Consider the following 13,172-nt stretch of genomic DNA (forward strand, 5'->3'; position numbering starts at 1 on the left):
TGCAGAGGGCTTAAAGCTTTACGATTAAAAAATCACGGTAAACTTTATACAAAATAAAGCACTAAACGTTTTCACGCTCAGTGCTTTGTATACCCTTCTACTTTTTATTATCAGCTTTGAACAGCTTAACTGAAAGGTTTAAATAGAACTGTAGGTTTTCTTCACGTTGTTTAACTTTTATTCTTGTGTTGAACTAATGGTCATTTCTGACACTTTGTTAGCCTCAATGTCAGCCTCGGTAAAACGCAAAGGTCTAAGTTGAGGTTGTTGTGAATATAACAACGTTTGGTCTACATTATGATCGCTGCCATATTCATGTGACTGTGAGTAACTTAATAAGCCTCTCGCAACCGGACCTTCATCGGTAAAGTTAACCACCGTCATCCAACTGCTACCATAATTAATGTGGTAGCCACCTCCTTGAGCACTTAAAATAGAGTCACTATTTTGTGCAGGGTAAACATGACGACGTAGTAAAGTACTGTCGTTGCCTGTGCGCGTATTAAAGACATTAAAACCGCCTTCTACATTATGGGCACCTGACCAAGGCATTTTTATACCTGTAGCACTTCCGTCAGGTAAACTGCGTTCGACAAACTGTACGGTGCCTAATGTTGCATCTAAAGCCAGACCTGCTGACTCAACATTAACAATGGCTTGAGCAAATTGTTCAAGTGTCGTGGTGTTATTAACAAGGCCACTAGGGGTTATCATTGGATTTTCACTCGAAAAACTATCAGTCCATTGTGGGTCTTTATAAAATAGAAACGCGAATTCTCTAAATAGATGAGCAGAGCTGCTGTTTTTATTCATTTTTCCATCCCACAAAGCTAATGCAGAACAACCCGCGCTAATATCGACATTATTTGCTCCAATTGCCACAGTGGTACTTCCTTGGGCTTGGCAGATACTTAATAGCGCCGTCAGTATACTTTCAGCCAAATAGCTGCGATTACTCAACAAGGCTTGTTCTACTTCTTCGGGATTGAATAAACCATCACTGCCGGCACTATCCGCTAATAATTTATGCGCCATTCTTGAACGCAGTGACTGCTGATTATTAACAGCGCCATATAACGGTGAAACGCCAGTTATTGGTGTCGTAGTATTAGTCAGCCAAAAGCTATCATTGGAGTTTTGGACGTAATCTGTGCCATAATATTTTGGCGCATTTTCATAAGGAACCGCTCGTTCAAAATCAAATGCTGATAAAAAGCCAGGCAGCACAGTAAACCCAGCGACTCTTTTCGCGCCAATAAGTAATGGATTAGTTGTCATTTCTTTAATCGCGGTATCCGTTAAGTTCGGCACTGTTGAATCATCTATGTAGAATACATTTCCTTCGCTATCCGCCGACATAGTATTGTTAAAAATAACACCGTCGTAGTCTTTAAAAGCTTGCTTGAATTCAGCGATATTGCCGGCTAAATTCATGGCTAACCAATGATCTATAATATCAACATTGCCTAAGTTAGCGTCTTTTATTGCAAAGGCACTTCCACCTGGCCCCCATTCAAAACTCCCTGGCACCAAAATCATAGGACCATGATGTGTTGAGTAACTCATTTTTGCTAACTTAATCGTTTGGCCGGGGCCAACAGCAACATCAATGGCGAGTTCTTTTCGAGTGATTAAACGGTTTGCTCCATCAATTACTTGCGACATACTTTTAGGATCATCGGGAGCCAACGTCAGCTGATAAACAACAAAGTGCTCAGCAGAAGAAAAGGTATGGGTCCAAGCAACATTTTCATTAAATCCAATATTTACCACGCCAGGCATTCCCGTTAAAGAGCCCCCCATCACATTCAATTGACCTGGAATAGTAATATGAAATTGCCAAAATCGTAAATTGCCTGTATGTGGAAAATGTGGGTTAGCTAAGACCATTCCTTTACCATTTTCTGTTTTACTTTTTCCTAAACCCCAACCATTGGAACCTAAATCACTTGGATTCTTTTCAGGGAGCTTAATGATTGGTTTTGCATTCACTTTATAGCTACTCACCGCCGCACTTTGCGGGTAAGGTGCAAAATTTTCACCTGGAGGTGCGGCTAAAAACATGGGGCCAAGAAAGTTAGCGGCACCAGGCAATAAGGCAATACCTAAAGAATATGTCAGCATGTCAACACCGCTTATAGGCTGTACCCAAGACATATTGGCACATGAACCATCAATGTTAGCCACACCTGTATCAGCGAGGTATTTATTATACCCTTGTGCGTAACCTGACAATAAAGCTTGGCTGTTCGCCGAAAGCGATTTTATGTTTTGTTCTGCATGCTCTCGAATACCTAACGTTAGAAAGCCAAAGTCATTAATTAAATGCTCTGAGTCACCCGAGGCAGGAACCATGTCAGGTCCAAAATACTTTGCTCGCTGCGAATTGTATTTAAGGATTTGATCAGCGAGTACACAAATATTATCTTTAGCAAACGCATAACCTACGCCATACGACATACTTTCTAAGTTGTCAGCTGTAATATGTGGAACGCCATAATCGGTCCAACGAATATTTGCTGATAATACGCCATCTTCATCAAATGAGGGGACGGGGATAACGACAGCGGGGGGTGTTATTGGCTCTGGAGTTACAGTTTCTGGTTTACTTACATAGGCGGGGTCACCACCACAGGCAGCAAGTAAACAAGATAGGCTTAAGGCGGTTAACGGTGTACGTATGTATTGAAATGAATATGTCAAAATAAACTCCTTTTTATATATTATTATTGCTTTAATTCATACAGTGCTAAGACCGAATGTACCCACAATACTTGCACAGTAATAAATCAAGATCAAACACTTGTTTGCTTAAATTTCAAACAAAACATTCTTTTCAGTTGAAAAAAATGGCACAGAGATTTGCCCATCATAAGTAAGGACAAATCTTACATGGCGCTAGATCAATTTAAGGCCTGTGAATCGTTGCGTAAATGCATTGAGCAGTATCTCAATTAAAAAATAAGAGCACTAGACCGATAAGTCGTGATGTAAGCGACGACCTTCTAAACGTTAGATAATGGCGAGGTCTTTGATGTTTTTTACTGTTTATATATTATAACGGATGGTGAGTTTTACAATAAATTATATTATGGTGTTGAATTTTAAAGATAAAATTCGTACTTGAGATTCATTGTTGCGTTATTTCAAACGCTTGTTTAAACTGTGCTTAAGTTAGTATTAAATATTTCATTCAGATGTGGTTAAAAGGTATTGTTAGAAGATGAGTACAAAAAATAAAATTCTAGACGCAGCTGAAAGCTTATTTGCTACACAAGGTTTTAATGGCACTTCATTAAGAGAAATAACCAGTCAAGCTGAAGTTAATTTAGCGGCAGTTAATTATCATTTTGGTTCAAAAAAAGAGCTAATAAAATCGGTAATGTCACGTTATATGAATGAACTTTCACCACGCTTAGAGTCTGCTCTTATTGAAGTCTGTGAACGTGAAAATTTGAATTTACTAGAAGTGTTTTCAGCCTTTATCGAACCTTTATTATCATTAAACGATTTTAAAGAAAATGGTACGAGCAATTTCCTGCAATTACTTGGACGAGGTTATAGCGATAGCCAAGGTTTTCTCCGCTGGTTTTTAACGACTCAGTACCCAGGTGTGATTAACAATTTTGTAAAAGCTGTTCAAAAAGCTTATCCAGAATTAACGGCTGAAGAAATGTTTTGGCGCTTACACTTCACCATGGGAACAGTGGTATTTACGATGTCATCTAGTGATGCATTAATGGATATTGCAAAAAGTGACTTTGATAAAACGATGGATATTGCTGGCGTTATCAAAAAAGTGATCCCCTATGTTGCAGCAGGTGTTTCTGCACCATTACTTTAAAGGTCTATTCTTCTTTTTAATAGGATAGTTCAACATCAAGCTTTGTAATTAAGTCTGATTTAGGTAAAGTAGCACCTTTAATAACTTATTATTTTAAAAGCGTGTTTATGGGTCCTATTATGTTAGATGTGCTTGGCACATCTTTAACGGCAGAAGACAAAGAGCTTCTGCAACATCCTCTTGTTGGCGGGTTAATCTTATTTACTCGCAATTATGAATCTCCTGAGCAACTCGCTCAACTCACGGCCAGTATTCGCCTTGCCGCCAATAAAAACCTTATTATTGCTGTCGATCATGAAGGTGGTCGAGTTCAGCGTTTTCGTGAGGGTTTTTCACTTATTCCAGCGATGGGGAAAATTTGGAAATTTGCTGATCAAAATGTTATTAAAGCTCAAGCGCTGGCTAAACAAAGTGCGATATTAATGGCATTAGAAGTTCAAGCGGTGGGTATCGATATTAGTTTTGCACCTATTCTCGATATTGATGATATCAGTGCGGTGATCGGTGATCGTTCTTTCCATAAAGACCCTGAAATTGTCTGTAAACTAGCGAGTGCTTTTGTTGACGGCTTACATCTTGTTGGCATGAAGGCTACGGGTAAACATTTCCCAGGTCATGGCAGTGTTGAAGCAGATTCTCACCTTGCTTTACCTATTGATCCCCGTTCACGTGAAGAGATCTTCGCGGTCGATATGTTGCCTTTTCAGACGTTAATTAAGAGTGAAAAAGTGGATGCTCTAATGCCCGCTCATGTTATTTTCCCTGAAATTTCTCCTGAAGCGGTTGGCTTTTCTCCGTATTGGCTACAAGATATTTTACGTAAGGAACTTGGCTTTAATGGTGTTATTTTCAGTGATGATTTATCCATGGAAGGTGCTGCATGTGTTGGTGGCTATGTTGAACGAGCTGAGGCTGCTCAACAAGCGGGTTGTGATATGTTATTACTGTGTAACAACCGAAAAGGCTGTATTGATGTGATCGATAATGCCAACATCTGCATTGATGAAGAGAGCAATCAACGGTTGTTACGTTTATTAAAAACGTCAACCGGAGGATTAAGTGAACTACGTAATAACGCTCTCTGGCAAAATGCTCGTCAAGTACTAGCTGAATATTTATAAAATAACTTTAACTTTCCCTCTTAAAAATAATAAAAATAGAGCCCTTAATGAAGCTAACAAAACAAAGTCTTATTGTACTAGCGCCTCTGATATCCTTCGGGTTTTACTTTCTGTTGCTATGGTTTGGGTTAGCTGAAAAACCGGCAACTGCCGCCGCGATTACCTTACTGACTGTTATCTGGTGGGTCAGTGAAGCAATACCTATTCCAGCGACATCTCTTGTTCCTTTTGCATTACTCCCGATATTTGGTGTGGTTGACCATAAAACAGTGGCTTCATCCTTAGGAAGTCATGTTATTTTATTGCTAATGGGGGCATTTATGCTGTCAAAAGCGATAGAAAAAAGTGGTGCTCACCAAAGATTAGCTGTTTATATGGTCAGGCTAGTTGGGGTTTCAAGCGGACGTCGATTAGTATTTGGTTTTATGTTGGCGTCTGGTTTATTAAGTATGTGGATCTCGAATACGGCAACTACCTTAATAATGCTACCTATTGCATTAGCTATTCTTGCTCATATTGACAATAGGGAACTTAAAGTGGCGCTTATTTTAGGTATTGCCTATGCAGCATCGGTTGGCGGTATTGGTACGCCAATAGGGACCCCGCCAAATGTTATATTTATGGGCATATATGAAGAGCATACAGGTCGAGAGTTTGGTTTCTTGTCATGGATGAAAATAGGTGTCCCTATTGTTCTCATCGCGCTACCTATTATGGCATGGTGGTTAACAAGAAATATAAAACTTGAGCAAGAAATTAAATTACCAGAGCAAGGGCAGTGGCGAAGTGAAGAAACAAGAACCCTTTGGGTGTTTGGTTTAACAGCACTTGCATGGATCACGCGCAAAGAACCCTTTGGCGGTTGGAGTGACTGGTTAAATATTCCTATCGCTGGAGATAGCACTGTTGCTCTGTTCGCTGTAGTTTTAATGTTCTTAATTCCCAACGGTAAAGGCTCTCGTTTACTTGATTGGGATACAGCTAAAACAATACCATGGGGTATGTTGTTACTGTTCGCTGGCGGTATTGCTATAGCGAAGGGGTTTGTTGCTTCTGGGTTAAGCCAAATACTGGGTGATTGGTTCTCTTCATTAGCCAATTTACCCATAATAGTGATGATTTTAACAATCTGTTTAGTAGTCACTTATCTTACTGAGATCATTAGTAATACCGCAACAGCAACGCTACTGATGCCTATATTAGCGGTTGTAGCATCATCAGCGGGCTATGACCCTATGGTCTTGATGATCCCCGCAGCTATGTGCGCAAGTTGTGCGTTTATGTTGCCTGTTGCAACAGCGCCTAATGCGATAGCCTTTGGTACTGGTGAACTTGAAATTAAAGATATGGTGAAAGAAGGAGCAATACTGAGTTTTATTTTGTCTTGTTTAATCGCAATAGTCTGTTTTCTCTTTTTGTTCTAATCACCACGATTAACTGTTATTTATGAATTTATCCGTGTTAACTGTTTCGAAGCTTACTTTTGGGCAATTAATACGGATTATCAGTTAACTTTTCATGGTTTTTTATGATGTTGTTAACATCAAACCCAACATACCCAGAGTAAAGCCAAATATAGCTCCCATGGGAGGAGCCCAATGCTTTTCTAATTTTACTTGAGGGGCTAAATCTTGAAATATTGAATAAAGAATGCCACCAGAAGCGAAAAGCATAACCGCAGCAATAATTTGGGGGGACTCTGACAACCATAAAAAACCAGAAACTGCAGCGATAGGGCCGAATAATGCCATTAAAGTAAACGTGATTATAATTTTCTTGGGCTTATAAGCTGCCGATGCATTTAATTCACGGTAGGCACTAAAACCTTCCGGTAAATTTTGTAATGCGATCAGACCTGCAAGTAAAAAAGCATTGCTGCTTCCTGTTGCGAATGCGGCGCCTAAAGCGATTGATTCTGGAATAAAATCTGAAAGCATTGCGGCAAGTTGACTCGCGGGGGTGTCAATTTTTTTAAGGTAAATATCAAGCGCCATAAAGCTAAGCCCACCAACGATAAGCCAAATGCAAGCAGGTAACATGGATAAGTTTGCTATTCCCTCAGGGACTAAAACCAACGCCACAGCTGATAATAACGCACCACCACCAAAAGCCATGACAGTATGTCTTAATTCTTGCTCAAGCCAATCACTTTTAAACTTTTCAAAACAGGCAATAAGCGCACCTAACGGCATAGCTAAACCAGCGAGTAATGTAGAGGCGATAACGGTCAGTAAGAGAGACATGACTTGATCCTTTAGGGGGTTTCAGTGCTTCATCAAAAAGTATGTAATGGTGAAGAACGAAAATAGCTGACTATTCTCGTTCTTCGTACTTATTATTTTAAAGCTTTCTTTTATCAACAAATCGAGCCGATAAGATAGCAACTAAAGCGACGCTAAAACCACTATAAACAACAATCATCATTTGTGGCATGGTGTAACCAAAAAAGTGCCAATTAATATCTCCACAGTCTCCTGTTGCTTCAAAAAGAGAAGGTAACCACTCGTGCAGAGGTGCCCAACTAGGGAAGTTAGGTATAAATTCACAGCTATATAAAAATGACATAGTGGCTGACTGTATCTCGACATGTTCAAGGGCTATTAATAACCCCCATATTGCACTAACACCCCATAATGCAAATGCAATTAAGCGTAATACGCTATTTTTATTGCCTAGGCTTCCTATTATCCCAGCAAAGAATATTCCCCATAGCGCAGTTCGTTGATAAATACACATAATACAAGGCGCTAAGCCCATCACGTATTGGAAATAAAGAGCAGATAATTCCAAGCCAAAAGCGGTAAGGGCAAGTAATTGCCAAGCTCGGGTGTTTACTGATAAATCACTTAAAAACTTCACGACAGATTCCTATTTATTGTTAGTTAAAGGCCAAATATCAAAGATTGTACATAATTTAATAATAATTAGGCAAAAAAAAAGCTTCTAAATGTTTCTAGAAGCTTTTGATATTAACACGTTAATGGTGGATATATTTAAGAACCATTTATTAGAATATGAACATAAATACTTGCGCCATAACCTAAAGCAATGACAGGTGTCCATTTTAAGTGACTAAAGAAAGTGTAGTAACCACGTGCCTGTCCCATTAAAGCAACACCCGCGGCAGAACCAATAGATAATAGACTACCACCAACTCCTGCAGTTAATGTGACTAATAACCATTGAGCGTGAGACATATCTGGATTCATAGTTAATACAGCAAACATGACCGGAATGTTATCTACAATGGCAGATAATATTCCGACAAGAATATTTGCATTAGTTGCGCCGAGTTCCCCGTACATAAATTCAGATGCCATACCTAAGTAACCAATAAAGCCTAAACCGCCAACCGCTAAAATTACGCCATAGAAAAAGAATAAAGTATCCCACTCTGCTTTTGCTATTTTATCAAAAATATCAAAGTCATCTTCAATTTGATGGCCTGTAGGACTATCTGATTCATCAAATCCACTTTTTCCTACTTTACGAATGAAGTAGCCAAAGAATTTAAGATAAGCCAAACCTAGCATCATGCCAAATACGGGGGGTAAGTGTAAAAAGTTATGGAATGAAACCGCGGTCATAATAGTTAAGACAAACAAAGCAACGATTGTTAAACCACCATACTTAATTGGTGTCAGTTCTGTTGATTCTGCAACAGGATTACCTTTTGGAATAGCAAATTGCATGATAAATGCAGGAATAATGAAGTTAACAACAGAAGGAATAAATAAGGAAAAGAACTCACTAAATTGCACCATTCCTTTTTGCCATACCATCAAGGTTGTAATATCACCAAAGGGGCTAAATGCACCACCAGCGTTAGCACCGACAACAATATTTATGCATGCTATTGCAATAAACTTAGGTTCATCTTTACCTACTGCGAGTACGACTGCACACATAATTAATGCGGTTGTTAAGTTATCAGCAATCGGCGAGATGAAGAAAGCAAGCGTACCGGTTAACCAAAATAATGTTTTATAGCTAAAGCCTTTTGCGACTAACCAGTCACGAAGTGCATCGAAAACATTACGTTCTAACATCGCATTGATGTAGGTCATCGCAACAAGTAAGAAGAAGAACAACTCAGCATATTCAAGGAAGTTATGACGAATCGCAACTTCTGCAGCATGTGGCATACCTTGAGAGCCATAAAATGCAGCAATCAAAATCCAAATAATACCTGCCGCCAGCAATACTGGCTTAGATTTTCTTAAGTGAAGTTGCTCCTCTAAAATAACCAATATGTATGCAAGTACAAAAATTGCAATAGACGCATATCCTACCCAGTGACTGGTAAGGTTAATTGTTTTATGGACTGAATCAGAGGCAAAAGCAATTGTAGGGACACATATTGCTAGCAGTGAGAGCAAAATTTTTATCATATTATTCCCAAAAGATGATGAAATTATTAGTATTAATTTATTTAATAATATCAAAAAAATAACAAGATTATATATCAAAGCTTAATATTAGTATCTAGTTAACAACTGTTTAAATGTTTAATAAATTTTTTGATATACCACTAAATTATTTTTATGCTGAATTAATCCACTTGTGCCAAATAGATGTTCTGGTACAATCAGTTAAAATTTTAAGATATTGCGTGGAGCAGTATGGTTATTAAAGCACATAGCCCAGCAGGGTTTGCAGAGCAATATATTGTTGAATCAATTTGGAATGGTGGTTTTCCTCCCGGCTCTATATTACCGGCTGAACGTGAGTTATCTGAACTCATTGGTGTTACTCGTACCACGTTACGAGAGGTATTACAGCGATTAGCACGTGATGGCTGGTTGACCATTAAACATGGTAAACCCACTAAAGTGAATAATTTCTGGGAAACCTCTAGCTTAAATATTCTTGAAACATTGGCTCAACTTGATCAAGAAGGGATCCCTGACCTTGTTGATAATTTAATGTCTGCTCGGACAAATATCAGTGCCATTTACATTCGTGGGGCGATTAAAAATAACCCTGAAAAAGCGATTGAGCTCATTAAAGCCTATGAAGATGTTGAAGATAACGGTGAAGCCTTTGCTGAATTTGATTACCGATTAAATAAAGAGTTAGTGGTTGCATCTGGAAACTCTATATATCTACTGATTTTAAATGGTTTTAGAGGCTTATACTCTCGTTTAGGCACTTTATACTTTGCGCATCCTAAAGGTCGTGAAATTTCTCGCGACTATTATAAAAAATTAATTGAACTAGCCAGCGAAAATAAATTTGATGAATCTATATTTGCCGTACGTAAATATGGTATCGAGTCAGGTAAACTTTGGCTAGAACTTAAAGATGACGTATTAAAAGAGCTATCTGAATAAATTATCTATAGTGATTAAAGGCAAGGGTTAACTTGCCTTTTAATTATCTTCATTGCTCTCTCGTTCTGGGCATTGCGCAATAACTTCTTCATCCCCCTCTTCATTGTTTTGTACTAACCGCACGTTAAATTGCCATAAGGTATATAAATGTTTCATCACTTCATCTTTTGAATCGTCTAGCGGAACATTTTGGTGTGGTGTATATTTCAATGTTAACGATCTGTCACCGTCAACATCAGCATTTGTTACCTGAATATTAACCTCTAGATTACTCAAGTTATACTGTTCAGATAACGCGCTTCTAATTTTTTTGTAGCCACTTTCATTGTGAATAGCCGCCACGTCAATAAAATTTTCTTTTTCATCATCGTGTAAATAAAAAAACTTGAAATCGCGCATTAGTTTTGGTGATAAATACTGACTAATGAAGCTTTCATCTTTGAAATTTTCCATGGCAAAATGTAAAGTATCTAACCAGTTACTGTTAGCTATTTCGGGAAACCATTGTTTATCTTCTTCTGTTGGGTGTTCGCATATTCTTCTAATATCTATAAACATATTAAAGCCTAACGCATAAGGATTAATACCAGAATAATGAGGACTGTTGTAATTGGGTTGAGCGACAACATTGGTATGGTTATGTAAAAATTCCATCATGAACTTATCGGTGACTAAGCCTTCATCATATAAATGGTTCAACAGTGTGTAATGCCAAAAACAGGCCCAGCCCTCGTTCATGACTTGTGTTTGTTTTTGCGGATAAAAGTATTGCGAGACCTTACGAACAATACGCACAATTTCTCTTTGCCATGGTTTTAGTAAGGGCGCATTTTTTTCAATGAAATATAAAATGTTTTCTTGTGGTTCATTTGGGAATGTCGGTTTCTTATCCTTATCATCACCCTTATTTTGGGGTAAGGTTCGCCATAATGTATTCACCTGTGATTGTAAATATGCTTCACGGTCTTTTTGACGTTGTAACTCTTCCTCTAATGAAATTTTTTGTGGACGTTTATAGCGGTCAACACCGTGATTCATTAATGCATGACAAGCATCTAAACATGATTCAACCTCACTAATACCAAATTTTTGTTCGCATTCACTAATGTAGTTTTTAGCAAACAATAAATAGTCAATTATTGAGCTCGCATCAGTCCAGGATTTGAATAAATAATTACCTTTAAAAAAAGAATTATGTCCGTAACAAGCATGTGCCATAACGAGTGCTTGCATGGTCATAGAGTTTTCTTCCATTAAATATGAAATACAAGGATCAGAATTGATAACAATTTCGTAGGCTAACCCCATTTGTCCACGTTTATAGTTTTGCTCTGTTTGAATAAATTTTTTACCAAATGTCCAATGGTTATATCCAATAGGCATACCGACACTAGCGTATGCATCCATCATTTGCTCTGCGGTGATCACTTCAATTTGGTTGGTGTAAGTGTCCAATCGATAATGCTTTGCAACTCGTGCAATTTCAGTTTGATATTGATCAAGTAAGTCAAAGTTCCAGTCACATTGGTCACTTAAGGGGTTACGTTTGTCCACTTTCTGCCTCCTTTGCCGTTATTAACTTAGGCTGCTTTATTTTGTTTTTTCTTGAAAAGTTCTCTAAAAACAGGATAAATATCTTCAACGCTTTTAATATGTTGTATTGCAAAATGCTCTGTATATACTGCAATTTCTTGATATTGCTGCCAAAGTGTTTGATGAGGTCGTTGTGATATTTCAATGTAACTAAAGTAGCGTGCTTTAGGTAGAATATGTTCAGTGAGTAATTTTTGACAACGAGGAGAGTCATCGGCCCAGTTATCACCATCTGAGGCCTGCGCGGCGTAAATATTCCATTCGCTTTCCTTATAACGCTCATCCATTATTTTAATCATTAAATCTAATGCACTTGAAGCAATAGTGCCGCCAGTTTCTTGCGAATAAAAAAACTCTTCTTCATCAACCTCTTTTGCTTGCGTGTGGTGTCGAATATAGACCACATCAATCGTTTTATAGGTGCGTGTGAGAAACAAATACAATAAAATATAAAAACGTTTGGCAATATCTTTAGTGGCTTGGTCCATAGAGCCAGAAACATCCATTAAACAGAACATCACCGCCTTTGACGTAGGTAGGGCTTGTTTTGCATAGTTTCTAAAACGTAAATCAAAGGTGTCAATAAAAGGGACCTTACTAATTTTACCTTTAAGAATGTCGATCTGATTGTTTAGGTCTTTAATTTTTTGGACATGATCATGTTTATCAGCCATTAATGCCGCTAAGGCGAGTTCAAGGACTTTCAACTCTTTACGCTTGGTTGATGTCATGGCAATACGTCTTGCTATTGACCCCTGTAGAGATTTTACAATATCTATATTTGAGGGGACGCCTTCAGCACAATAACCGGAGCGAACAGTCTTATAATCAATTAACGTATCCAATTGGTTCTTTTCTAAATTTGGCAATTCGAGATCTTCAAAAAGTAAGTTCAAATATTCATCTTTAGAAATAGAAAAAATAAAATCATCATTTCCCTCACCAGTGTTGCTGGCATCGCCTTTACCGCTACCTTGTCCTTGCTGCGGAGGAGGGCGTTTTATTTGATCACCAGTTGTAAATTGGTCATTACCCGGGTGAACCCTATCTTTAATACCCCCTTTGCCCTGGTGAAAAACAGGTTCAGATAAATCTTTTTTGGTGATGGTAATGTCCTCACCACGATCAACGTCAGTAACACTACGTTTATTAATCGCTTGTTCAACCGATTTCTTTATTTGGCTTTTATAGCGTTTAATAAAGCGCTGGCGATTAACCGTGCTTTTGTTTTTACTGTTTAAGCGTCTATCAATAAAATTCGCCATAGTTTTCTCCTACTTT

General features: G+C 38.2%; 10 protein-coding genes. 4 read left to right on the forward strand and 6 right to left on the reverse strand.

The annotated features are described in order from the left end of the window. Positions 1-177: 177 nt before the first annotated feature. Positions 178-2,706 (reverse strand): acylase, encoded by a 2,529-nt coding sequence (locus H4J39_RS12995; protein WP_404842693.1) that lies wholly within the window; start codon positions 2,704-2,706, stop codon positions 178-180. 517 nt (positions 2,707-3,223) lie between these two features. On the opposite strand from H4J39_RS12995, the gene H4J39_RS13000 reads away from it, so the two are divergent. The 3 genes from H4J39_RS13000 (at position 3,224) to H4J39_RS13010 (ending at position 6,389) form a co-directional block, all read left to right on the forward strand. Then, the gene (locus tag H4J39_RS13000; protein ID WP_182228852.1) at positions 3,224-3,844 is read left to right on the forward strand and encodes a TetR/AcrR family transcriptional regulator; all 621 of its coding nucleotides are present in this window, start codon (positions 3,224-3,226) and stop codon (positions 3,842-3,844) included. Positions 3,845-3,951: 107 nt separating this feature from the next. After that, complete coding sequence (nagZ, locus tag H4J39_RS13005) at positions 3,952-4,965, forward strand: beta-N-acetylhexosaminidase (RefSeq protein WP_182228853.1); 1,014 nt, start codon at positions 3,952-3,954, stop codon at positions 4,963-4,965. Between the two features lie 47 nt (positions 4,966-5,012). Then, complete coding sequence (locus tag H4J39_RS13010) at positions 5,013-6,389, forward strand: DASS family sodium-coupled anion symporter (RefSeq protein WP_182228854.1); 1,377 nt, start codon at positions 5,013-5,015, stop codon at positions 6,387-6,389. Between the two features lie 102 nt (positions 6,390-6,491). Here the strand turns inward: H4J39_RS13010 and H4J39_RS13015 are convergent, their stop codons facing one another. From H4J39_RS13015 to nhaD, 3 genes are all read right to left on the reverse strand, one after another. Further along, a complete protein-coding gene (locus H4J39_RS13015; protein WP_182228855.1) occupies positions 6,492-7,208 on the reverse strand; it encodes a ZIP family metal transporter in 717 nt (238 codons plus the stop codon). A gap of 97 nt (positions 7,209-7,305) precedes the next feature. Then, positions 7,306-7,824: a disulfide bond formation protein DsbB gene (gene dsbB / locus H4J39_RS13020; RefSeq protein WP_182228856.1), complete on the reverse strand. Its 519-nt coding sequence runs from the start codon at positions 7,822-7,824 to the stop codon at positions 7,306-7,308. A 134-nt stretch (positions 7,825-7,958) separates the two neighbouring features. After that, complete coding sequence (nhaD, locus tag H4J39_RS13025) at positions 7,959-9,356, reverse strand: sodium:proton antiporter NhaD (protein WP_182228857.1); 1,398 nt, start codon at positions 9,354-9,356, stop codon at positions 7,959-7,961. Positions 9,357-9,587: 231 nt separating this feature from the next. Here nhaD and fadR point away from each other — a divergent pair, with 231 nt between their 5' ends. Beyond that, the gene (fadR, locus tag H4J39_RS13030; RefSeq protein WP_070376454.1) at positions 9,588-10,298 is read left to right on the forward strand and encodes a fatty acid metabolism transcriptional regulator FadR; all 711 of its coding nucleotides are present in this window, start codon (positions 9,588-9,590) and stop codon (positions 10,296-10,298) included. A 39-nt stretch (positions 10,299-10,337) separates the two neighbouring features. Here the strand turns inward: fadR and H4J39_RS13035 are convergent, their stop codons facing one another. Continuing rightward, positions 10,338-11,852 (reverse strand): SpoVR family protein, encoded by a 1,515-nt coding sequence (locus H4J39_RS13035; protein ID WP_182228858.1) that lies wholly within the window; start codon positions 11,850-11,852, stop codon positions 10,338-10,340. A 26-nt stretch (positions 11,853-11,878) separates the two neighbouring features. Next, on the reverse strand, positions 11,879-13,156 hold the full coding sequence (locus tag H4J39_RS13040; RefSeq protein WP_182228859.1) for a YeaH/YhbH family protein: 1,278 nt from the start codon (positions 13,154-13,156) through the stop codon (positions 11,879-11,881). Positions 13,157-13,172: the final 16 nt, after the last annotated feature.

This window comes from Colwellia sp. Bg11-12 (assembly GCF_014076955.1).
Taxonomy (GTDB): domain Bacteria; phylum Pseudomonadota; class Gammaproteobacteria; order Enterobacterales; family Alteromonadaceae; genus Colwellia_A.